This window comes from Paenarthrobacter sp. Y-19, assembly GCF_029223985.1.
Lineage (GTDB): Bacteria > Actinomycetota > Actinomycetes > Actinomycetales > Micrococcaceae > Arthrobacter > Arthrobacter nicotinovorans.
This window is the reverse complement of sequence record NZ_CP119414.1, coordinates 1,649,213-1,671,056: the sequence shown is the minus strand read 5'-3', so window position 1 is coordinate 1,671,056 and position 21,844 is coordinate 1,649,213. Positions and strand designations below refer to the sequence as shown.

Here is a 21,844-nt window from a genome sequence, read left to right as displayed (position 1 = left end):
GGAGCCCATTTGGACCAGGGCGTAGTGTTGGCGGTGGACGAAAGGAGCACTTCATGAAGAAAATCCTCATGGTACTGACCAGCGTTTCCGAGCTCGGTGATACGGGCGAAAAGACCGGCTACAACGTGGCCGAAGCCGCACATCCGTGGAAGGTCTTCAAGGATTCGGGCCACTTCGTCGATTTTGCTTCCATCAAGGGCGGCCAGCCTCCCAGCGACGTAGTAGACACCGATGATCCCATCCAGGTTGCTTTCACGCAGGACGAGACGACGCGCGCCGGGCTCTACAACACTGCCCGCGTCGACGTCATAGACCCGGAGCAATATGATGCCGTCTACCTCGTGGGAGGTCACGGCACCATGTGGGATTTCCCCGACAGTGAAGGACTGCAGCGGCTGGTAGCGAGCGTTTACGACGCCGGTGGCTTGGTGGGCGCTGTCTGTCATGGTCCCGCCGGGCTGCTGAATGTGGAATTGAAGGATGGTTTCCGGCTCGTCCAGGGTCGGGACGTGGCCGCATTCACCAACGACGAAGAAGTTGCCGCCGGGAAGGACAAGGTCATCCCGTTCTTTCTTGCCGACCGTTTGGAAGAACAGGGAGCGCACCATGTCTCCGCAGGTGTCTTTGAAGAGAAAGTCGTCGTGGATGAACGGCTGGTAACCGGACAGAATCCTGCCTCGGCAGCTGGTGTGGCGAAGGAAATGGAGAAACTCTTCGCCGAGGTTATCCACCATGAAAAAGCTGAGGAGAAGCACGAGGCGGAAGCGCTGCGCGCTGAGAAGGACGCGGAAAAGGACGCCAAAAAGAAAGCGGCGGCCGACGCCGGACACTAGGTAGCAGCATTCGACCGAACGGCCCTCCCAAGTGGGGGCCGTTCCGTCTGCCGAAGTTGCTGTCGCTCACTGCAGGACGCACTCGGCGGCCGGGCAGTTGGCCGTAAATCTGAAGGCGGCGTTGCCTCCAGCGACCGGGAACTGACCGCGGTGACAGCCGCCGTCGGGTATCTCTTCACCCGTCGGGTTTAAGGTTGGGGTAACAGTCAGAGCGCGATTGTCTTGAAAATGACTGTCTTGAAAAAACAGGAATGGTTGTCCTTGGTGCAGCCGAGCCATCACATGAGAGGTGACACAGCGTGCCTGAAGTGACCTCAGCGCCAGGGCACGGTCCCCACGGCGACCTGTGTTCTGCATTCCTCGAGGAACTGCCCATCGCCGGAGCGGCAGTGTCGATATTCGGAGGTTCTGCGGCCGAAACCCTGATGTGCGCATCCGACGCTACAGCTGCGCGGCTTGATGAGCTTCAGTACGATCTTGGAGACGGACCACGGTGGGATGTTTTCCGTACCCATCTGCCGGTCATGATCAACGATCTGAGCCACGCTGGAGTCCGCTCGTGGCCCGCCTTTGCAGAAGCAGCAAGCAGTACTGATGCAGAGGCGCTCTTCGTGTTCCCCTTGCTGGCCGGCGACCTGGTTATCGGCGTCGTGGAACTATACTGCACCTCACCGCGCGAACTCAGCACTGAGCAGGGCGCCCGTGCCGCCCGGATCGCCAACCGGACGGCATGGACATTGCTGCGGGGATTACTGCCGGACGGTGATACCGGGACTGCCACCGTTCCGCTGGCACGGCGGGAAATCCACCAGGCTACCGGGATGGTGCTGGTCCAGACAGGAAGCACCGCCGACGAAGCGTTGCTTCTGCTGCGAGGCCACGCCTTCGCCAGCGGACGTTCTTTGCAGGACACCGCAATGGACGTCGTGAACAGGCGGCTTGATTTCACGCCGGCAGCGGGCGCCAGTGATACCGGCCCACAGTAAAATGCTGACATGGTAATAAAAAGCAGAGCCGAGCGTCTTAGCGACACATTCGTGAAGCTTACCGACACGCTCGTTGCCGACTACGACGTCCTGGATCTGCTTCACACACTCGTGGAAGACGCCGTCGATTTGCTCGATGCTGCCCAGGCAGGGCTGTTGCTCTCTGACGCTGACGGGAACCTGCAGCTGCTGGCTTCAACCAGCGAGCAAAGCCAGCTGGTGGAGTTGCTCCAACTTGAAGCCGGCGCAGGTCCCTGCGTGGAGTGCTACCGGACTGGAGCTGTCGTCACCGTCGACGACATCAGGGACCTTGGCGAACGCTGGCCAGCCTTCCAGCAAATCGCCCTGGACATGGGTTTCCGGTCAGTGCATGCAGTACCAATGCGCGTCCATACAAGGGTTATCGGTGCCATGGGTCTGTTTGGCGCCGAAACGGGTGCCTTGAGTCCCGAAGACGCGGCCATAGCCCAGGCCATGGCCGACGTAGCAACCATCAGCCTTCTGCAGGAACGGACTATTCGGGAAGCGGGCATCCTTAACGATCAACTGCAACGGGCTCTGACCACCCGGGTGCTCATCGAGCAGGCCAAGGGTGTCATCGCGCAGACCAAGAACCTGGACATGGACAGTGCCTTCAACGTGCTGCGCGCACATGCTCGCTCCACCCGGCAAAATCTCCACGACGTTGCTGAAAGTATCGTCAAGCGCACCCTGATGATCTAGCACTCCCGTTGGGACAATTCGCAATGGATCGCGCGCCGTAGTCCATCTCCTATGGACTCACGGAACCTTCCGTGCCTACGCTTGAGTTGTTGCCCCAGACCTCGGCATTGCTTGCCAGCGCACCGCTTTTCCAGCGCATCGCTTTTCCAGCGCATCCGAGGAGGCAACACCTTGTCGCTCATTAACCAGCCGCCGCCGGTCGTTCCCCCACGTTCGCCTTCCCCCGCGCAGGCATCGTCGGGAGTCCGGGTCAACAAAGTCACCAGCAGCTATGCGGGGCTCTTGACATTAATCAAGGAAGCCGGATTGCTTGAGCGGTCGCGGCGTTACTACCTGGTGCTGCTGACGCTGCTTGGCGTTTCGGGCGCCGGCGTCTGGGTGGCGTTCTTCCTCCTGCGCGACTCCTGGCTCCAGCTCGCCATCGCCGGCGCGCTCGGCGTCGTTTTCACGCAGTTCGCGTTGCTCGGCCATGAAGCAGCGCATCTTCAGGTGTTCTCGTCCCGCGCGGCAAATGAATGGACCGCCCGTCTGCTCGCCACCCTGATGGTGGGCATGAGCTACGCCTACTGGACAGACAAACACTCTCGGCACCATGCACGGCCGAACGTGGTCAACAAGGACCCGGACATCGCTCCAGGCGCCATCATCTTCCACATCGAATTGCCGGGCAACCGTGGTCGGTTCTCCAGGGCCTACGGCAAACGACAGGGCTATCTCCTGTTCCCCCTGCTTTTGTTCCTTGGCTGGACTCTGCACATCGATTCGCTGAAGTATTTGCTGCGTCGAGGGCCGGTCAAGTTCCGGTGGCTTGAGCTGGGTCTGCTGGGTCTGCGTTTCGGCACCTATCTCGGAATATTGTTCTTCGTCCTGTCCCCGGGTGTTGCCGCTGCGTTCATCGCGGTTCAGGTCGCGGTCTTTGGTTTGTACATGGGCGGGACCTTCGCGCCAAACCACAAAGGGATGCCGATACTTCCTGAAAACAGCCGCGCCGACTTCCTGACCCGGCAGGTGCTCACTTCCCGCAACATCACGGGCGGGAAGTTTGTGACGTTCTTCATGGGTGGCCTCAACTACCAAATCGAACACCACCTCTTTCCGGATATGCCCCGCAGGCACCTTCGCGAGGCGAGCAACATCGTCAAAGCGCACTGCCTTCTCCTGGATATTCCCTATACCGAGACCGGGCTGATGCGCTCATATTCAATCGTCATCCAGTACTTGAATAAGGTTGGCCTCGCCGCTGCCGACCCCTTCACCTGTCCCCTCGCCAGCCAACACAGGCCATAACGGTGCGACACTCTTGACCCTGCGAAAGCCAAGAGTTCACGACTCAAGCAATCCATTACCGGACCCCTCCTCTTCCTCTTCATCCTCGGCGATGTGTTGGGTGCAGGGATCTACGCACTGGTGGGCAAGGTCGCGGGCGAGGTGGGAGGAGCCATCTGGATTCCCCTTGCCCTGGCGCTTTTCCTCGCAATGCTGACGGCGGGGTCCTACGCAGGGTTGGTCACAAAATACCCCAAGGCCGGCGGAGCAGCCGTCTTTGCTGAACGGGCCTTCAAAGTACCGGTGATTTCGTTCCTCGTTGGTTTTTCCATGCGGCCTGATCCACACCATCCACGGGCAGATGGTTAGGCTGGGTGGATGGCGACACTTATCCTCGTGCGGCACGGCCGCACCACTGCCAATGCCTCCGGTCTTTTGGCCGGTCGCGCCGACGGAGTCAGCCTGGACCAGGTCGGGCGTGACCAAGCGGCCCTGACCGGAGACCGGCTCGCCGCGGTTCCCTTGGCGGGGGTGGTATCGAGCCCCCTTGAGCGCTGCCGGCAGACCGCCCAACTCATCCTCGACCGACAGTCCAGCGCGCCGTACGCGCCGGTCGAGTCCGATCTTACTGAGTGTGACTACGGCCAGTGGCAGGGCCGGAGGCTTAGTGATCTCGCGACTGAGGACCTATGGTCTTTGGTGCAGTCCCAACCATCCGCCGTCGTCTTTCCCGGCGGTGAGTCCATGGCCGCCATGCAGGCCCGGTCGGTGGCGGCGATCCGACGCCACGATGCGGCCTTCGAGGCCGAGTTCGGGCCGGCGGCCGTATGGGCTGCCGTCAGTCATGGCGATGTGATCAAGTCAATCCTCGCAGACGCCCTCGGCATGCACCTGGATCTGTTCCAGCGCATTAACGTGAATCCCGCCTCCGTATCAATCGTCCACTACGGTGCTGACCGGCCAAGCGTCTACGCGACCAACACGGAAGCCGGGGATCTGTCCTGGCTCTCGAATGGCATCCGTTCCGGCGACGCGCCGGTGGGGGGCGGGGCCGGTCAGAAGACGCCATGAACCGCATGTGCCTAAGATACTGACATGCCTACACGTGTTCACGAGTTTGCCTGGCCCGATCGGGTTGTCATCGGCACCATTGGCCTTCCGGGAGCCCGCACGTTCTACTTGCAGGTACGCGCAGGGACGGAAATCGTCAGTATTGCCCTTGAGAAGCAACAATCGGCCCAACTCGCGGAGAAAATCGACGAAATTCTCGACCAGCTCAGCACCATCGAAGGCAACCCCTTCAGCATTCCCACAAGTACTCCCATGGAACTGGTCGACAATGACCCGCTTGAGGCCCCTCACGAGCAGTTCCGCGCCGGTGCCATGACTCTGGATTGGGACCCGACCACGGCACAGATAGTCGTCGAGGCCTACCCCATCATCGACGTCGATACCGACGACGAACCGCTTGAAGACAGCGCCGGCGACACCGAAATGATGCTGGTGCGAATGCCGGTGGGTACAGCACGCGCGTTTGCCAAGCGCACCCGTGAGATCGTGGATGCCGGGCGTCCGATGTGCCCGCTCTGCGGGTACCCCATGGATGCAGATGGGCACACCTGCACCGTTCCCGAGGTCTGATGCCGACGCCGGATCTCGCGACCGCCGAACTGAAACTCACGGGCCGCATCACCACGGCCTCAAACGCCACTTTCCTGGGGAGCATCGGCGACACCCAGGTGGTCTACAAGCCCATAGCCGGTGAAAGTCCACTGTGGGATTTTCCCCACGGCACCCTCGCTCACCGGGAGGTGGCCGCCTACCTGGTTTCGCAGGTGCTGGGCTGGAACATCGTCCCGAAGACCTGGCTGCGCGATGGTCCCCTGGGGGAAGGAATGGTACAGCTCTGGCAGGAGCAGGACCCGACCCAAAGCCCCGTGGACCTGGTGTCAATGGACGAAGTACCGGAGTCGGGCTGGAAACAAGTTCTCGAAGGCCAGGATGAGAACGGACAGATGGTTGCCCTCATCCACGAAGATTCCCCGGCCCTGCGGCGCATGGCCGTGTTCGACCTCGTGGTCAACAACGCTGACCGAAAGGGCAACCACATACTGCCCATGCCGGACAGACACCGGCACGGCGTTGACCATGGGCTCACCTTCCATAGCGACCACAAGCTGCGGACCGTGCTGTGGGGCTGGCTGGGAGATGCACTGACCGTAGAGGAACTCGACGGCATTGATCGTGTCAGCGATGAACTGCCGGGTACCTTGGGCCAAGAGCTGGCAGAGTTGCTCAGCGACGAGGAATTGGAAGCGCTGGTTGCGCGCTGCACCCGGTTGCGCTTGGCAGGGCGTTTTCCTCCGCCAAGCGGTGACATGCCTGCGGTGCCCTGGCCCCTGTTCTAGAAGAGTTGTCCAAAGGAATCAGGCGTGCTGCTGCCGGGCCGGTCAGGCCAGCCAGCGCCACCAGCGCGGCCGTTCCACCTCATCGGCTTGTTCCGGCTCCGGCTCTTCGCCCAAAGCCAGTGCCGCCTCGACGATGTCATCAGCGGTGAGCGTCATGACGGCCTCCCGGTCAAGAGCATCCAGGCTTTGTCCTTCGTCCAAGGACAGCCGCAATGCCTGCCGGTTCAGTGCCTGCTCGAACAGCGTGCGGGCGAACCGTGCGTTACCGGAGTCCTCGCCCGCATGAAGCCCGGCGAGAATGCGACGCAGCATCTGGTCCGCACCCGGCTCCAACATGTACTGGTGCTGGGCAAGCATTTGGTGAAAAATCGTTTCGAGTTCGTCCACCGAGTAGTCAGGGAATATGATCTCCCGGGCGAACCGGGAGCGCAATCCAGGGTTGGAGAGCAAAAAGGCTTCCATTAACCGGGGGTAACCGGCGACGATCACGACCAGCCGATGCCGATGGTCCTCCATCCGCTTGAGCAGGACTTCAATGGCCTCCGGGCCGAAGTCCGTCCGCCCGTCCTCCGGGGCCAGCGCATAAGCCTCGTCGATGAAGAGGACACCGTCCAGCGCGCGCCGGATCACCCGGTCCGTCTTGATGGCGGTCGCTCCGACGTATTGCCCCACCAGGCCCGAACGGTCGACCTCAACCAGGTGTCCCTTCTGCAGCAGACCGACCGCGCGGTACATCTCCGCCAAAAGCCGCGCCACTGTGGTCTTGCCCGTGCCCGGGTTTCCGAGGAACACCAGGTGCTGGGAGGTGGCCACTTCCGGCAGGCCGTGCGCCTTTCGGCGGGCCTGGACACGGAGCATGGCAACCAGGGCACGAACCTGTTCCTTCACGGTCTCCAGTCCGACCAGCGCATCGAGTTCGGCCTGCACTTCGGACAGCGGCCGGGCCGGCCCCGGCTTGACTCCGATGAGGTCGCCGACCAGGTCGTCGACGCGCTCCGAACCGGGCAGCTTGAGCTGATTGGCCAGATGGCCAATGGTCTCACGCAGGTCATCGAGCGGATTGCGGCTGGCAGCCATACACCCACTGTAGACCCCGTACCGCTTGCTGGTTATGGTGACGGGTCGCCACGAGTTGGCGTAGGCTTTTCGCCGTCGTTGTCCTCCTCTGAAACACCTGACTGCGGAAGGGCGGCCAACAGCCTCCCAAGCAGCTCCAATTGTTCGCTGTTGATCGCCATCAGCCGGTCGATCTCCGCTTTGGCCTGCACGTCTGTGTCGAAGTCGTGCTGTGCCATTGCTGCCGCTATGGCATCCTGCCGTTTCGCTGCGATCAGCAAAATGGCACCTTGAAGGCCGGCAAGCATCGACAAGAACAGGTTCAACAGGATGAACGGGTAAGGGTCCCAGGCGTTCCCGGCCAGAAGGTAGGAATTGATGGCGGCCCAAACCACCATCGCCAAGACGAAACACCCGACGAAAGTCCAGCTGCCCATGCCGTTGCGGAGGTAGTCCGCTGCTCGCTCACCCTTGCTCAGGCCCGCGAGGTGCTGACCGTGCCAGGTCTTATCGTGTTCACTCATGAGCACAGTGGACGAGGTTGAGCTACTGCTGCGTCCATACCCAGTCCCGGATTTCCGGAAGGTCTTCAAAGTGCTCCCGGATGTAGTTGGCGTGGGCTTCCAGTTGGCTCTGGCAATGCTCCAGGAGGTGCCCGGCTCCTGCGAATTCTCCCTTGGCCCGGTGCAGTGCTTCCATCACCAGGTGGTACCGGCTGACTTTGTTCAGGACCACCATGTCGAAAGGCGTGGTGGTGGTTCCTTGCTCGTTGTATCCACGGACGTGGAAGCGCTCGGGCTCCGGGCGGCCGTGCAGAAGTTGGTGCAGGGCCCGCGCATAACCGTGCCAGGCCATCACGACGTCCACGTCGGCAGTGAAGAGTTCCTGGAACTTAGCACTCGAAAGCCCGTGCGGATGGGTGCCCGGAGGCGGCAGGACCATGGCATCCATGACGTTGACGACACGGACGGACATGTCCGGGACATGTTTTTTGAGGAGCCAGGCAGCCGCCAAAGTCTCTTGCGTGGGTACATCACCGGCGCAGGCCAGGACGATGTCAGGTTCCCTGCCGCTTGGGGTCCCCGGGATCTCATTACCGGCCCAGTCCCATGCCGATGCGCCCACAGCTGCGTGCTGCCTCGCCTCTTCGAGCGACAAGTACTGCGGATGTTCCTGTTTGTCGATCACCACCAGATTCACGTAGTCCTTGCTCTTGAGGACGTGTTCCGCCGTGACCAGCAGGGTGTTCGCATCCGGCGGGAAGTAGACCCTGACGACCGTGCTTGACAGTGAAATCACGGCATCGATGAGCCCTGGTCCTTGATGGCTGAATCCATTGTGGTCGTTGCGCCAGCAGGTGGAAGTCAACAGGATGTTCAAGCTGGGTACGGGTTCCCGCCATTCCAGGTCCCGGGAATGCTGGAGCCATTTGGCGTGCTGGATGGTCATGGAAGCACTCACCATCGCAAATGCCTCGTAACTGGCAAACAGGCCATGCCTGCCTGTCAGCAAGTACCCTTCCAGCCAGCCCTGGCACAGATGTTCGGACAGGACTTCCATCACCCGCCCGTTGACGGACACGTGGTCCGCTGCAAGCGCTGCAGCACTGCTCGCGGCCGGCTCCATGAGGCACCTGTCGGTGGCTTCGAAGACCGCGCCGAGTCTGTTGCTGTTGGTCTCGTCGGGGCAGAAGAGCCGGAACCTTGGATCGTCGGCGGTGTCGAGGTAAATGTCCCGCAGCATCTCCCCCAACGGTTTGGTGCTTTCATGCATCACTGCACCGCGGGGAACCGGCTCTATGGCGTATTGCTTGAGCTCGGGCGTGGCGAGGTCGCGGCCCCCTTTCCCACGGCTGGCGGGCAGCGACCCCATACGCAGATCGCCTTCGGGGGCCAGCCCGGACAGTTCGGCGATCAGCCGCCCATCGGCGTCGAAAAGTTCTTCCGGCCGGTAGGAGCGCATCCATTCCTCAAGTTGCATTAGGTGCCCGGGGTTGTCCCTGACCCCGGCCAGCGGGACCTGGTGGGAGCGGTGGGTTCCCTCCACGGCTTTCCCGTCCACGGTCGCCGGCCCGGTCCATCCTTTGGGCGTCCGCAGGATGATGGCCGGCCACCGTGCGGGTCCGATGACTCCCTCCTTACGCGCATGGGATTGGATGGCGCGAATGGAGGCGTAGGCGGCATCCATCGCTGAGGCGAGAGCGGGGTGGACCAAGGCGGGGTCATCGCCTGACACAATGACGGGATCCCAGCCGTGTGCTTCCAAGAGGGAGGCTACGGCAAGGTTTGAGCGTCTGCCCAGCACAGTGGGTCCGGAGATCTTGTGCCCGTTGAGGTGGAGGATGGGAAGTACCGCCCCGTCCCTGAGCGGGTTGATGAACGATGGCGCTTTCCAGGATCCCTCCAGCGGGCCGGTTTCAGCTTCCCCGTCGCCGACGACGCAGGCAACAATCAGGTCCGGGTTGTCCATTGCCGCACCGGTGGCATGCATCAGCGAGTAGCCCAGCTCACCGCCTTCATGGATGGATCCGGGCGTCGCCGGACCGACGTGGCTGGCGATGCCTCCCGGCGTCGAGAACTGCCGGACCAGGGACCGGAGCCCTTCCAGGTCTCTGCCGACGGCGGGATAAACCTCCGAGTAACTGCCTTCCAAGTAGGTATTGGCGACGACGGCGGGGCCACCGTGGCCGGGTCCGGTCACCATCAGGACCTGGGCACCCGTGCGGCGGATGACGCGATTGAGGTGAGCATAGATCAGGGACAGGCCCGGGCTGGTGCCCCAATGGCCCAGGAGCCGGGGCTTGATGTGCCGTGGTTCCAGTGGTTCCTGCAGCAAGGGATTTTCCTGGAGGTAGATTTGGGCCACCGTCAGGTAGTTCGCCGCGGACCAGTACCGGTGCAGGAGGTCAAAGTTCTCTTCTTCAGGCTTAGGATCGGTATCGGTGGTGTTCAAGTCCCGGCTCATGTCGCGATCAACCTTCCTCAGTTGGCATGGCGAGCAAAGCCGCCGTCGATTCTGCAATGGCACGTTCTTCGTCGCTGGGCACTACGAGCACCGGAAATGTGGATTCCATGGTGCTGATCACGCGGATGCCGTCCCGGGCGGCCGTATTCGGGGCCTTGTTATTCAGGGCCGCGTTATTCAGGGCCACGTCGATGCCAAGGCCAAGTGGTCCCAACCAGGCGACCACCTTCTCCCGGAACAGCGCAGAGTTCTCGCCCACTCCCCCGGTAAACACCAGGGCGTCGGGTCCGCCAACCACCATGGAATACGCGGCTACGTACTTGGCGAGGCGGTAGGCAGCCATGTCGATGGCCAGACGGGCCCGGGGCTCGCCGTTGCGGGCAGCCATCCCAACAGTCCTCATGTCCGCGGATCCAGCAACTGCAAGCAGCCCCGATTGGTGGTTCAGGATGTGGTCGACTTCATCCGCGGTTGCTCCGTCCTGCTGCAACAGCAGGACCACGGATGGATCCAGGTCTCCGGAGCGAGTGCCCATGACGAGCCCCTCCAAAGGTGTCATTCCCATGGAGGTATCCACACTGAGTCCATGCCTGACGGCGGTGACGGACGCTCCGTTGCCGACGTGGGCCACCACAGCGCTCAGGGTGGAAACAGGCCCGTCGAGGAACACGGCTGTGTCCTGGCAGGCCATCTCGACGGAGATTCCGTGAAAGCCGTATCGCCGCACGGGATAATCCCGGTATAGATCCTCCGGAATGGCATAACGGGCGGCAAAGTCCGGAATGGAGCGATGGAAGGCCGTGTCAAAGACCGCAACCTGTGGCAGATCGGGCCATCGTTGGCCGGCCGTCTCGATACAGGCAACGCTGGCCGGATTGTGGAGCGGCGCCAAGGGACTGAGCCCATCAATGGCCGCTGTTACTTCCGCGGTGACACGAACCGGAGTGCTGAACTGTGCGCCGCCGTGGACAACGCGGTGTCCGATTGCTTCCGGCGCGGATCCAACGCTTTTGATGGTGGCCTCCAGTTCGTCAAAAGCGGTCTCCAGGCGATCCGGGCTGGAGCGCTCCCCCGGTGGCCAGTCAACCTGTCCTGACAGCAGGATGCCCGCAGCCCGGCCGGCATCGGCGGTCTCCCGAAGGTGGTACTTCAGCGATGAGGAACCTGGGTTCAGTACAAGGACGCGCATGTTCTCCTCTCGTCACCGGTACTGCAACGGATCGTGCCCTCCCTGTGGACCCTAACGCACTGTGCCGCACAGTGGGAGGGCCTTCCGGCCCTTGCGACGGCGGCCTGTGCCACCGATAGTGGAGACCATCACCGTTGGCAACCGAAGGGAACTCCGTTCGTGAAGAATCAGATCCTGGTTGCGCTGGACGGTTCCCGGGCCGGTGGACATGTTGCGGACTGGGCTGCTGCCCGGGCGGATTCGATGGGTTCCGGCCTGGTCTTGGTGCATGTTGTTCCCGGAGAATGGCTCTATCCCAAGGAACGCGACCGGCAGCTGGCGCAGCGACGTGGCGATGACCTTCTTGAAAGTGAAGCGGCCCGCTTGACGTCGGCCTTCCCGCGCTTGAGCGTCGTCCACCGCCGGTTATCAGGTGAACCTGCCGAAACGATCGCCGCGTTGTCGGCCGACTACGAGTTAGTGGTGGTGGGAACGGACCGTGGACCAGGCACAGAAGGGCAAGGGTACGGTTCGGTCAGTTTCCAGGTGGCTGTCACAGGCAAGGGCAACGTCGCCGTTGTTCCTGCCGACCACCCGCAGGGTCGGTCCGGCGTGGTGGTAGGTGTTGACGGTTCGGCTGAATCTCTCTCCGCCGTGGAGTTCGGCGCTGCGGAAGCTGCAAGGCTGGGTCAGGAGTTGATCCTTGTCCACGCCACGGGCCCCGATGCGGCGTCTTCCGTGGACGCGGATGTCCTCCGCGCCTCCGCCCAGCACGCCGGCCGGCAGTTCCCGGACATCATTGTCAAGGAAAGTTCCGACGCCGGAAAAGGCCCCGGGGATGCGCTCGTGGACGCGGCCCGGCATGCGCAAGTGCTGGTCATGGGGCGCAAAGGCCGCGGAGGATTGCGCGTACTCCTCGGCTCCGTCGCCCAGCATGTGCTGCTGCACGTTCAGTGCCCCACCATCCTGACGCGCCCCGGAGAAAAGGGACCTGACGGCAGTTAGCGGGTATCGTCGTCGTGCCCGTCGGCAGCGGAGGGATCCAGCGGCGGCCACCATTTGGACGGTGGGCTGATGACGAACCGGCGTCCGCTGATCTCTGTTGGCGTGACCCTGACCAGGACGTCCTTGGCACCAGGCTGCCACGGGGAAAGACCGGCATCGACGGCCTCCTGGATGTCCTCTGGCTGGGTGACAAATTCGGGGCTTCCTTTTAGGATGACGCTCCAGGCGACGGTTCCGTAGCGGTTGAATCCATCGGCTTCCAAGGAAAGGGCGGATCCCTCCCGGAGGGCGTCGAGTTTCGTTCCCGGTCCGGTCCTGAAAAGGACGGTTCCAAACTTCGGGACAAAGTTCACCGGGAAAATCTCCGGCAACCCGCCATTGATGAGGGCGATCCTGGCGATGGACACCGACTGCAAATACTTCCAGCAGTCGTGGACGCTGAGTTCCTTGGTGTCCTCTGCCGTTGATGTGTTCTCCATAGCGCCGAGCCTAACGCCTTCGAACCGGCACGAGTAGGGCATAAGGTCCTCAGCGCCGACGGTCGTCCGGGTGTACCGTGCCATTGGACCCTAGACGTCTCCGGCGCCCTGTTGCAGCCTTTCATCGAACACGCCTGTCCTTGATGGAGTATCGATGTCCCTAGGGAATAATCCCCCTGTCTCCCTGTCCACTTCCCCGGACCCGGGCCCGGAAGGCCTTGGCTCGCGGCGGGCCGGTGAGTTGTTGGCCAGCGTGGGGCCCAATGTGTTGCCAACGGCGCGGAAAGTCCCTCAGTGGCGCAGGCTGCTGGGTGAACTGACCCACTTCTTCGCCCTGATGCTGTGGGTGGCAGCGGCACTGGCGTACATCGGGGGCATGCCGCAACTGTGCGTAGCCATCATCATTGTGGTGATCGTCAACGGCGTCTTTGCCCACATCCAGCAGGAACGGGCCCAACACGCGGCAGAAAGGCTCCAGAGCCTCCTGCCGGCGGACGTCACGGTCCGGCGGGACGGCACCCTCCAGACCATCAGGGCAAGCCAGCTTGTCCCCGGGGATCTGGTGTTGCTTGCCGCAGGTGACCGGCTGCCTGCCGACATCAGGCTCCTGACAGCATCGGGATGCTCCGTGGACGAATCGATGCTGACAGGTGAAAGCGCCGCGGTACCGAAGGACAATGATGACCACGTGTGGGGTGGGACTTTCCTGATCAACGGCGAAGCTGAAGGCCTGGTCACTGCAACAGGCGGGAATACCAAACTGGCGGCCATAGCCGCCCTCACCAGCGGAACCACCTCTCCTCCCACGCCCCTGACCCTCGAACTGCGCAGGATAGTCAGGCTGGTCGCCTTGGTGGCACTGACGGTGGCGGGCTTGTTCTTCGTGGTCTCACTGCTGGTGGGCATCGTGTGGCGCGATTCGTTCCTGTTCGCGATAGGTGTCGCAGTGGCCTTGATACCGGAAGGCCTCCTGCCCACCGTCACCTTGACGCTCGCCATGGGCGCGCAGCGCATGGCTGAACGCCAGGCCTTGGTCCGCAATCTCGAAGCGGTCGAGACCCTCGGATCCACCACCTTCATTTGCACGGACAAAACCGGAACCCTGACGCAAAACCGGATGAACGCCGTCGAGGTTTACACAGCCGCCGGACGGGTGGAAATCCTGGGGGACGGTTACGGGCCCGAAGCCGCGGTCCAGGGCCAGGGCCGCACGGAGGCGGTGGCCGTGGCGCTCAGTGCGCGCGCCGCGTCCCAAGGACGGGCAGTCGAAAGGGCGGGCGAATGGATTGCCAACGGAGACCCCATGGAGGCTGCCATCGATGCCCTGACCCGCCGCCTGTTGGGAAGCGAACCAGAACCGGAGCAGGTAATGGGCCGTTTTGCCTTCGACGCCGGCAGGCGGCGCGAATCGGTCATCGTGGGCACGACGCTGCACGTGAAAGGAGCTCCGGAATCCGTGCTGCCCCTCTGCGCGAATGCGAACCATGATCTGGCCGGGGCGGTGGAGCCCATGGCAGCCCGCGGCCTGCGCGTCATCGCCATAGCGCGCCGGGAACTGCCCGGGAAAGCTGCCGACTGGCTCAACCGAACCGCGGAAGAGGCCGAACAGGATCTCGATGCGGTTGGCCTTATCGGCCTTCATGATCCCCCTCGTCCCGACGTCGGTGAGGTGATCGCCGCGGCCCGGGGCGCCGGGATCCGGGTTGCCATGATTACCGGCGATCATCCGTCCACCGCCGGTGCGATCGCCACGGAGATCGGCCTCATGGGCCCCGACAAGCTGGTGGTCCAGGGGGCGGATCTACCGGCGGATGACCAGATGCTGGGTGCCCTCCTTGACCGGGACGGCGTAGTGGTGAGCCGGGTGTCCCCCGAACAAAAACTCCGGGTCGCCAAAGCACTGCAGGCGCGCGGGCACGTCGTGGCCATGACCGGTGACGGGGTAAATGACGGACCAGCACTTCGTCAGGCCGACATTGGTGTCGCCATGGGGCTTAGCGGGACCGACGTTGCCCGCGAAGCTGCGGACCTGGTCCTTTTGGACGATCATTTCGCCACCATCGTGGCGGCCATCGAACAAGGCCGCGCCACCTACTCCAACATCCACCGCTTCCTCACATACCACCTGACCGACAACGTGGCGGAACTGGCACCTTTCGTTATTTGGGCGCTCTCCGGCGGCCAGTTCCCCCTCGCGCTCGGTGTCCTGCAGATTTTGGCGCTGGACATTGGTACGGACCTCCTCCCTGCGTTGGCGCTGGGGGCTGAACCGCCAGGCAAGCGGGTCCTGGGCCGGCCACCTGAAAAGCGTCATCTCCTGGACCGGCTCCTCATGGTGAGGGTCTTCGCCGTGATGGGTCCCACGGAAGCACTGATCGCCATGGCTGCTTTCTCCGCCGTCCTCTTCGGCAGCGGCTGGGCGCGGGGCGAAGCGGTGGATCATGACGTACTCATGCCCGCCTCCGGTGCCGCTTTCGCCGCTGTCGTGCTGGGACAACTCGCAACTGCCTTCGCCTGTCGGAGCGCAACGGCACCGCCATGGAAGCAGGGCTGGTTCACCAACCGGCTCCTGCTCTGGGCGGTCGGTGCCGAACTGGCCGCACTGGCTCTGTTCATCTTCGTGCCGGCGGTAGCAACAATCCTGGGACAGGCGCCCCCTCCCCCCATCGGCTGGATCGTCGCCCTCATGGCCGTCCCCGGGGTGCTCGCAGTGGACTGGTTGTACAAACGGCTCCGCCACCGTACAGGCGGGGCGCTTCAGGCGGCGAAGTAAATCCATGCCGTTCGGCCCTACTGTGGCCCTGCGGTGAGAGGCAGGCTGGTCCCATGAACTCACAATCACGGGCGGATCGGATCGTCGTAGGCGCCGATGGATCGGAATTCTCTTCAAAAACCCTCGAAATGGCGGGGCAGGTGGCGTCCGCCCTGGGCGGCCACATCGACGTCATCACGTGCATAGGCGTTTCCGACTACTTCATGACCTCCCGCTTGGAACGCGAAGTTACACGCTATACCGCCGAACTTGAGGACACCGCCAAACGATTGGTGGACGAGGCCGTGGGGCGCGCCTTCGGCGATTCACGCCCTGAAGACCTCACAGTCACCGTCAAGTTCGGCGAGCCCGCCAAAGTCCTGGTGGAGGAAAGCCGTGACGCCCGGCTGCTGGTTGTTGGCAGGCACGGCGCCGGAGGGTTCCTTGGCCAGCCAATCGGCTCCGTCAGCCGGGCCTGCGCAGCCCACGCCCACTGCCCCGTTCTTGTGGTCACATCGGAGGACGGGACTTAGCCGGGTTCCTGCGCTTGGACGGCGGTAATGGCCACTGTGTTAATGATGTCCTCCACGGTTGAGCCTCTGGACAGGTCATTGATGGGCTTGCGCAGACCTTGCAGGATAGGTCCGACAGCGACAGCGCCCGAGGACTGTTCCACTGCCTTGTACGTGTTGTTGCCGGTGTTGAGGTCGGGAAAAATGAAGACGGTCGCCTTCCCCGCAACCGCTGACGCCGGCAGCTTGGAACTGGCGATGGTCGCATCTACGGCGGCGTCATACTGGATCGGCCCCTCCACCGGCAGGTCGGGGCGCGCCGCCCTGACCAGTTCCGTGGCCCGTCGAACCTTGTCCACGGCAGTTCCGGTTCCGGAACCGCCCGTGGAGTAGGAAAGCATGGCAACCCTTGGCTCCACGCCGAAACGGGAAGCAGTCGCTGCCGAGGCGATGGCAATTTCCGCGAGCTGTTCAGCATTCGGCTCGGGAACCACCGCGCAGTCTCCATAAACAAACACCCTGTCCGGAAACAACATGAAGAAGACCGAGGACACCAGCCCCGCACCATCGCGGCCCTTCACGAATTCCAAGGCGGGCCGGATTGTGTTGGCCGTAGTATGGGCAGCCCCGGACACCATGCCGTCGGCCTCGCCGAGCTGCACCATCATGGTGCCGAAGTAGGCGCGGTCAAGCATGATCTCCCTCGCCCGCTCCATGGTCATTCCCTTGTGGGACCTCAGCCGGCAATATTCTGCAGCGAAGCGTTCCCTGAACGGCGAACCGGCAGGGTCGAGGACCTGAAGGCCACTGACGTCTATGCCGTGTGCCGCGGCGAGTTCGTGGACGGCTGCGAGGTTGCCCAGTACCGTCACCCTGCAAACATCGCGCCGGCGGAGGATCTCGGCTGCCCGCAGGACACGGACATCGTCCCCCTCGGCCAGAACTATGCTGCGCTCCTGTTTTCGTGCCTTCTCGATCACCTCGTTCAGGAACCGCAACGGCGTCATGGTGACGGGGCGGGGAAGGGCCAACCGGTCCAGCATTTCTGCCTCATTGACGTGGCGTGACCATACGCCCAAGGCGGCCGCCAGCTTGCGGTTCTCCCCCGTATGGATCTCGCTGCGGACGGCTGCGGCGTCCCTTGCTACGTCGTAGCTGTCCAGCGGGACCCTGAAGACAGGAAAGGGCGCCTGGGCCAGCAACGGCAGCACCGGCCCACCGGGGAAAAGGCCATCCGCCAGGACGATGCCCGCCGGGGTTGGGGAGTTCAGGGGTCAACGATGACGCAACACAAGCCGCCATAACGTCCGACCTATCTCCGGGAACAATCACAAGATCACCCGCATGGAGCGCTCCCAGGAAATTATCCACCGACATTCCCGCCACGTTGATCCTCCCCACGTCACGGTCCAGTTCCGGGCTCCCTGCCATGGGCACGATGCCCAGCGATGCGGCCACATCAGCCACAGTTGGGGTGGAGATTTGGCCGACTTCCGGCAGCACGTAGGAGGGGATCTCCCCTGCGACGGCCGCGACGGCACTGGAAACTCCTGGCAGCGTTCCAGGATCAGCGCGGTTCACCACCACCGCCAGGATCTGGCAATGGGCTTCGCCGAAGTGCCGGATGGCTCCCTCCACGGCACTGGCTGTTTGCGACACGGGCAGACCCCGCGCGCCAACCACGATCAGGACAGGCAAGCCAAGATTGCCGGCCAGGCTTCGGTTGAGGTCGAACTCCCGGCCGGCGTCGCTCCCCCGCATGTCCGAGCCGTCAACAATGACAGCGTCGCATCCGGCCGAGACCTCTGCGTACTCCATCAGCAAAAAAGACAGCAATTCGTCCTCGCGTCCCGCAGCGACATCTGCCTGGGCGACGTCCAAAGACATACCGCCACGGCACCGGGAACGCCCAAGTTCATAGAGTCGTCCCATCATGGCAACGACGGGGTCCTGCGGCGCTTCAGCCGCATTGGCAAATGGCCTGAAAAAACCCAACCGTCCCGTCCGTCGATGGAGCGCATCAGCAAGTCCCAACGCGACCAGCGACTTACCGGAACCCGCCGCCACGGAAGCGACATAAACACCCTGGACCATGTGCCTCCCCTTCACGCCGCGACTGGCTGATTTCCAGCTTCTCCCAAGGACTGCCCGGGCGCCAGAGCCGAAGGTCATGGTGCAAGGCCGCGGGACCTTCGGCCCTGTCGTGGCCGATGGTGCCCGCCATAGGATCACGTTCATCAGCTCTCAGCTGCCCACCCGGCGCTGTGGCCCCTACATCACGCAGGAGAAACACCGTGGAAAACGACGAACGACCAGGCACCGTCCTCTCCGAAGCAGACTCGTGGAAGGTGCTCGAACGGAACCAGCATGGTCGCCTGGCCGTCAGTGTCCTGGGAGAGCCGGACATCTATCCGTTGAACTTTGTCGCCCACGAAGGTCGATTGCTCCTCAGGACGAATCCGGGAACAAAGCTGGCCGAACTGACCGTCAACGAGAAAGTTGCCTTCGAGGTCGAGGAGATCGTCGGGTCCGAGGCCTGGAGTGTTGTCCTCAAAGGCAAGGCAAGGGTGATCGAATCCCAGACAGAAATCGACGAGGCGGACAAACTTCCGCTCAAACCGTGGATCCCCACCCGCAAATACACCTACGTGGAGATCACCCCTACAAGGGTCCACGGCCGCTACTTTGAACTTGGGGACGAGCCTGAGCGGTACTGACGCCTTGGCCCTGCCGCACGCGGGACATCTTTGAGGCACGCGGACCCAGTGCCCTGAGCGCGTTCAGGATCGTCGCCAGATCCACGAACTCCTGGAGCAACGCCCCTGCTACCGCCGGGATGACCCCCGCCATTGCCACCACCATCAAGCCAAGACTGAGCACGATGCCCGTCCAGATGCTGGTGCGAGCGATCCGCATGGTGTGTTGGCCGATATCCACGGCCAGCGCGGCCCGTGACAAGTCATCGAGCATGATGACCACATCCGCGGACTCGCTTGCCGCAGTGGCACCTTTGGCACCCATGGCAATGCCGACGTCGGCTGCCGCCAAAACGGGGGCGTCGTTTACGCCGTCGCCGACCATCATGACCGGCCGCAGCGTCAGCGCCTTGACGGCCGCGACCTTGTCCGGCGGCAGGCACTCGGCCACCACGTCCTCAATGCCGGCACTTTGGCCGATGTGGCGGGCCGTGGACGAGGCGTCCCCGGTCAGGAGCATGGTGTGCCGCACACCCAACCGGCCAAGTTCCGCCAGGGTCTCAACGGCATTGGACCGTAAGGGATCGCTCATGATGAGCGTTCCGGCGAACTTTCCCCCGACCCCCGCGTAAACGGCGAGCTGTCCGCCTTCCAGCCTTGCGCTCTCAAAGCCGGTGGTGTTCTCTTCCACGAACGCGGGCTTTCCCACAACGACCGGCACCGACCCGACCTCGGCGCGCACGCCATTGGTGGCGTGTTCGCTGGCACCTGTCGCCGGCAGCAGCGACAAACCGCGTCCGCGGGCCGCCGCAATGACGGAGGCGGCGAAAATGTGCGATGAATACTGCTCGGCAGATGCCACCAGCTGCAGGAGATCATCTTCTGACAGCCCTGTCCCCGGAGCGAGACGAATCCCGGCCAGGACGGGTTTTCCCTGCGTGAGTGTCCCTGTCTTGTCGAAGACCGCCGACTTCACCCGGCTGAGCTGCTCCAGCGTGCCTGCGTTCTTGATGATGATCCCCGCCCTGGCGGCCCGGCTGGTCCCGGCCAGGAAGGCCACTGGCGCGGCGATCAGCAGGGGGCACGGTGTGGCCACCACCAGTACCTGGACAAAACGGACCGGATCCTGGCTGAGCCACCAGGCCACGCCCGCCATGACGAAGGCAACCAGGGTGAAAGGCACAGCGTACCTGTCAGCCAGGCGGACAGTCGGGGCGCGGCTTGCTGCGGCCTCCCTCACCAGGCCGATGATCTGGTTGTACTGGGAATCGATCGCGGATGCCGTGGCCACCATGCGGATTGCGTCGGCCCCGTTGACGGAGCCGCTGAGCAGCAAGTCACCGGTCAGCCGCTCTGCCGGAAGGCTTTCGCCGGTCAGTGCGGACTCGTCGAAAGTCCCGACGTCGGACAGCAGCCTTCCGTCGACCGGGACGGTTTCAGCCGGCTTGACAAGAAGGACGTCTCCGGGCGCGACCAGGTCAACGCCGATATCCTCCACCCGGCCATCCGCCTCGCGGTGGGCGTGGCGTGGTGTACGTTCGAGGAGGGCACGGAGCTCCTTGGTGGCACGGCCCTGGGCGAAGTCCTCCAGGGCTTCACCCCCGGTCAACATGAGGACAATGACCAAGGAGGCGATGTACTCTCCCACTGCGGCTGTCGCGCCGATGGCGGTGACAGCGAGCAGGTCGATGCCCCACCTGCCGTGGAAAAGGCCCTTGACCATTGTCCCGGCGCGGTAAAGCGCCACGGAGAGGGCGTAGATGGTCGCTGTGCCCTGTGCTGCGGCGCCGTTTCCGCTGAGCAGCAGAGCCCCCACGGCGAGCATGGCCAGCACGGTACCGGCGACCAGCGGGAACCGTGCGAGCAGTGTCACTGGGCGTGCCCCCGCGGCGGGCGGTCACCCACGGTGATTCCTGCTGAGGACCACTTTCAACGCTTCGGTCTCGGTGGCCCGAGAGAAGGTGTCGTAAGCGTCCATGAATCCGTCGAGGGGGAAATGGTGGGTAGCGAACTTGTCGGCCGGCAGTTTGTGCTGGGCCACCAGCCGGAGCAGCATCGGGGTGGTGTTCGTGTTGACCAGACCCATGCTGATGTTGATATTGCGGATCCAGAGGTCCTGGAGAGGCAACTCAACCGGTTTTCCGTGGACGCCGATGTTCGCTACGCTGCCGCCGGGGCGCACCAGGCGCAGGGCCATCTCGAAGGTCTCCGGAAGCCCTACCGCTTCCATGGCGACGTCCACGCCGGCTCCGTCGGTGAGAGCCAGGACCTCGCTGGCCCATTGCGGGTTCCCTGGGTTGACGGTGTGGGTTGCCCCGAAATCGGCTGCCCGGGCCAGGCGGCTGTCATTCGGATCAATGGCGATGATCGTTGATGCTCCGCAAAGCCGCGCCGTCGCCATTGCCGCAAGGCCGATGGGCCCGGCGCCCACCACGGCGATGATGTCCCCAGGGGCCACCCGGCCGTCGAGTACGCCGATTTCAAAGGCAGTGGGAAGAATGTCTGACAGCATGACCGCCTCGTCGTCGCTGACGCCGGCCGGCAGCTTGTGCAGGGAGTTGTCCGCGTAGGGTACGCGGACGTATTCAGCCTGGGTTCCGTCGATGAGGTGACCGAAGATCCAGCCCGTGCCCACCTGCCCTTCGCTGCCCAGACAATGCGAGAAGAGTCCCTTCCGGCAGTTGATGCAGTGCCCGCAGGACTTGATGCAGGAGATGATGACACGGTCACCCGGGCTGATGCCGCTGACGGAACTACCGGTTTCGGTGACCGTACCAACAGCTTCGTGTCCAAGGATGCGGCCGGGTTGAACGGCGGGGACGTCGCCCTTGAGGATATGCAGATCCGTACCGCAGATCGTGGTTGTATCAACGCGAACAATGGCATCGCCGGGCCCGGTGATGACCGGATCCGGAACATCCTTCCAGGCTTTGACGCCTGGGCCGCCGTAGACGAGGGCTTTCATGAAATGAGGTCCGTCCTGTGTGAGGCCCCGC

Annotated in this window: 19 protein-coding genes and 2 pseudogenes; 12 read left to right on the top strand and 9 right to left on the bottom strand. The window is 63.2% G+C overall.

Translation table 11 applies throughout. From position 1 onward, the window contains the following. Window positions 1-53: 53 nt before the first annotated feature. From PYR64_RS07740 to PYR64_RS07705, 8 genes and pseudogenes are all read left to right on the top strand, one after another. Window positions 54-833 (top strand): type 1 glutamine amidotransferase domain-containing protein, encoded by a 780-nt coding sequence (locus tag PYR64_RS07740; protein ID WP_275779249.1) that lies wholly within the window; start codon window positions 54-56, stop codon window positions 831-833. 299 nt (window positions 834-1,132) lie between these two features. Next, on the top strand, window positions 1,133-1,819 hold the full coding sequence (locus PYR64_RS07735) for a GAF and ANTAR domain-containing protein (protein WP_082010176.1): 687 nt from the start codon (window positions 1,133-1,135) through the stop codon (window positions 1,817-1,819). Window positions 1,820-1,828: 9 nt separating this feature from the next. After that, on the top strand, window positions 1,829-2,542 hold the full coding sequence (locus PYR64_RS07730) for a GAF and ANTAR domain-containing protein (RefSeq protein WP_026267439.1): 714 nt from the start codon (window positions 1,829-1,831) through the stop codon (window positions 2,540-2,542). A 171-nt stretch (window positions 2,543-2,713) separates the two neighbouring features. Next, the gene (locus PYR64_RS07725; RefSeq protein WP_275779246.1) at window positions 2,714-3,829 is read left to right on the top strand and encodes an acyl-CoA desaturase; all 1,116 of its coding nucleotides are present in this window, start codon (window positions 2,714-2,716) and stop codon (window positions 3,827-3,829) included. A gap of 54 nt (window positions 3,830-3,883) precedes the next feature. Then, window positions 3,884-4,141, top strand: a pseudogene (locus tag PYR64_RS07720) (amino acid permease); the annotation flags it as partial. Window positions 4,142-4,186: 45 nt separating this feature from the next. Then, on the top strand, window positions 4,187-4,879 hold the full coding sequence (locus tag PYR64_RS07715; RefSeq protein ID WP_275779244.1) for a histidine phosphatase family protein: 693 nt from the start codon (window positions 4,187-4,189) through the stop codon (window positions 4,877-4,879). Window positions 4,880-4,903: 24 nt separating this feature from the next. Then, window positions 4,904-5,449: a DUF3090 domain-containing protein gene (locus PYR64_RS07710; RefSeq protein WP_055976208.1), complete on the top strand. Its 546-nt coding sequence runs from the start codon at window positions 4,904-4,906 to the stop codon at window positions 5,447-5,449. Then, window positions 5,449-6,216: an SCO1664 family protein gene (locus tag PYR64_RS07705; RefSeq protein WP_039241076.1), complete on the top strand. Its 768-nt coding sequence runs from the start codon at window positions 5,449-5,451 to the stop codon at window positions 6,214-6,216. Before PYR64_RS07710 ends, PYR64_RS07705 begins: the two co-directional genes overlap by 1 nt. Before the next feature lie 42 nt (window positions 6,217-6,258). Here the strand turns inward: PYR64_RS07705 and PYR64_RS07700 are convergent, their stop codons facing one another. From PYR64_RS07700 to PYR64_RS07685, 4 genes are read right to left on the bottom strand one after another with little or no spacing between them, the layout of a single operon-like run. Beyond that, the gene (locus PYR64_RS07700) at window positions 6,259-7,293 is read right to left on the bottom strand and encodes an AAA family ATPase (protein ID WP_064723324.1); all 1,035 of its coding nucleotides are present in this window, start codon (window positions 7,291-7,293) and stop codon (window positions 6,259-6,261) included. A gap of 32 nt (window positions 7,294-7,325) precedes the next feature. After that, window positions 7,326-7,796: a DUF1003 domain-containing protein gene (locus PYR64_RS07695; protein ID WP_055976217.1), complete on the bottom strand. Its 471-nt coding sequence runs from the start codon at window positions 7,794-7,796 to the stop codon at window positions 7,326-7,328. Between the two features lie 22 nt (window positions 7,797-7,818). Continuing rightward, window positions 7,819-10,236, bottom strand: coding sequence for a phosphoketolase family protein (locus PYR64_RS07690; protein WP_275779240.1), 2,418 nt, complete (start codon window positions 10,234-10,236; stop codon window positions 7,819-7,821). 7 nt (window positions 10,237-10,243) lie between these two features. Then, the gene (locus tag PYR64_RS07685) at window positions 10,244-11,425 is read right to left on the bottom strand and encodes an acetate/propionate family kinase (RefSeq protein ID WP_275779238.1); all 1,182 of its coding nucleotides are present in this window, start codon (window positions 11,423-11,425) and stop codon (window positions 10,244-10,246) included. 159 nt (window positions 11,426-11,584) lie between these two features. Between PYR64_RS07685 and PYR64_RS07680 the strand changes: the two genes are divergently transcribed. After that, a complete protein-coding gene (locus PYR64_RS07680; RefSeq protein ID WP_079581273.1) occupies window positions 11,585-12,409 on the top strand; it encodes a universal stress protein in 825 nt (274 codons plus the stop codon). Here PYR64_RS07680 and PYR64_RS07675 read toward each other — a convergent pair. Continuing rightward, a complete protein-coding gene (locus PYR64_RS07675) occupies window positions 12,406-12,888 on the bottom strand; it encodes a pyridoxamine 5'-phosphate oxidase family protein (protein ID WP_079581274.1) in 483 nt (160 codons plus the stop codon). The genes PYR64_RS07680 and PYR64_RS07675 overlap by 4 nt on opposite strands. Before the next feature lie 154 nt (window positions 12,889-13,042). Between PYR64_RS07675 and PYR64_RS07670 the strand changes: the two genes are divergently transcribed. Both PYR64_RS07670 and PYR64_RS07665 read left to right on the top strand, forming a co-directional pair. Continuing rightward, window positions 13,043-15,661 (top strand): cation-transporting P-type ATPase, encoded by a 2,619-nt coding sequence (locus PYR64_RS07670; protein WP_275779236.1) that lies wholly within the window; start codon window positions 13,043-13,045, stop codon window positions 15,659-15,661. Between the two features lie 53 nt (window positions 15,662-15,714). Continuing rightward, window positions 15,715-16,173, top strand: a complete 459-nt coding sequence (locus tag PYR64_RS07665; RefSeq protein ID WP_018779694.1) for a universal stress protein — start codon at window positions 15,715-15,717, stop codon at window positions 16,171-16,173. Here the strand turns inward: PYR64_RS07665 and pta are convergent. Together pta and PYR64_RS21750 are read right to left on the bottom strand one after the other, a co-directional pair. Next, window positions 16,170-17,363, bottom strand: coding sequence for a phosphate acetyltransferase (gene pta, locus PYR64_RS21755; protein WP_345799344.1), 1,194 nt, complete (start codon window positions 17,361-17,363; stop codon window positions 16,170-16,172). The genes PYR64_RS07665 and pta overlap by 4 nt on opposite strands. Before the next feature lie 127 nt (window positions 17,364-17,490). After that, a pseudogene (locus PYR64_RS21750) lies at window positions 17,491-18,246 on the bottom strand (AAA family ATPase); the annotation flags it as partial. A gap of 200 nt (window positions 18,247-18,446) precedes the next feature. Here PYR64_RS21750 and PYR64_RS07655 point away from each other — a divergent pair. Then, window positions 18,447-18,869: a pyridoxamine 5'-phosphate oxidase family protein gene (locus tag PYR64_RS07655; protein WP_018779696.1), complete on the top strand. Its 423-nt coding sequence runs from the start codon at window positions 18,447-18,449 to the stop codon at window positions 18,867-18,869. Here the strand turns inward: PYR64_RS07655 and PYR64_RS07650 are convergent. Next, entirely contained in the window at window positions 18,814-20,721 is a 1,908-nt protein-coding gene (locus PYR64_RS07650) for a heavy metal translocating P-type ATPase (RefSeq protein WP_275779233.1), read from the bottom strand. The genes PYR64_RS07655 and PYR64_RS07650 overlap by 56 nt on opposite strands. Window positions 20,722-20,745: 24 nt before the next feature. Next, a complete protein-coding gene (locus tag PYR64_RS07645; RefSeq protein ID WP_275779231.1) occupies window positions 20,746-21,813 on the bottom strand; it encodes a zinc-dependent alcohol dehydrogenase family protein in 1,068 nt (355 codons plus the stop codon). Window positions 21,814-21,844: the final 31 nt, after the last annotated feature.

Excerpts from the sequence above, each read along its gene's own strand:
- PYR64_RS07730 (WP_026267439.1), top strand. The coding sequence starts at position 1,829 with ATGGTAATAAAAAGCAGAGCCGAGCGTCTTAGCGACACATTCGTGAAG.
- PYR64_RS07695 (WP_055976217.1), bottom strand. The coding sequence starts at position 7,796 with ATGAGTGAACACGATAAGACCTGGCACGGTCAGCACCTCGCGGGCCTG.
- PYR64_RS07715 (WP_275779244.1), top strand. The coding sequence starts at position 4,187 with ATGGCGACACTTATCCTCGTGCGGCACGGCCGCACCACTGCCAATGCC.
- PYR64_RS07710 (WP_055976208.1), top strand. The coding sequence starts at position 4,904 with ATGCCTACACGTGTTCACGAGTTTGCCTGGCCCGATCGGGTTGTCATC.
- PYR64_RS07690 (WP_275779240.1), bottom strand. The coding sequence starts at position 10,236 with ATGAGCCGGGACTTGAACACCACCGATACCGATCCTAAGCCTGAAGAA.
- PYR64_RS07705 (WP_039241076.1), top strand. The coding sequence starts at position 5,449 with ATGCCGACGCCGGATCTCGCGACCGCCGAACTGAAACTCACGGGCCGC.
- PYR64_RS07740 (WP_275779249.1), top strand. The coding sequence starts at position 54 with ATGAAGAAAATCCTCATGGTACTGACCAGCGTTTCCGAGCTCGGTGAT.
- PYR64_RS07665 (WP_018779694.1), top strand. The coding sequence starts at position 15,715 with ATGAACTCACAATCACGGGCGGATCGGATCGTCGTAGGCGCCGATGGA.
- PYR64_RS07670 (WP_275779236.1), top strand. The coding sequence starts at position 13,043 with ATGTCCCTAGGGAATAATCCCCCTGTCTCCCTGTCCACTTCCCCGGAC.
- PYR64_RS07685 (WP_275779238.1), bottom strand. The coding sequence starts at position 11,425 with ATGCGCGTCCTTGTACTGAACCCAGGTTCCTCATCGCTGAAGTACCAC.
- PYR64_RS07645 (WP_275779231.1), bottom strand. The coding sequence starts at position 21,813 with ATGAAAGCCCTCGTCTACGGCGGCCCAGGCGTCAAAGCCTGGAAGGAT.
- PYR64_RS07700 (WP_064723324.1), bottom strand. The coding sequence starts at position 7,293 with ATGGCTGCCAGCCGCAATCCGCTCGATGACCTGCGTGAGACCATTGGC.
- PYR64_RS07675 (WP_079581274.1), bottom strand. The coding sequence starts at position 12,888 with ATGGAGAACACATCAACGGCAGAGGACACCAAGGAACTCAGCGTCCAC.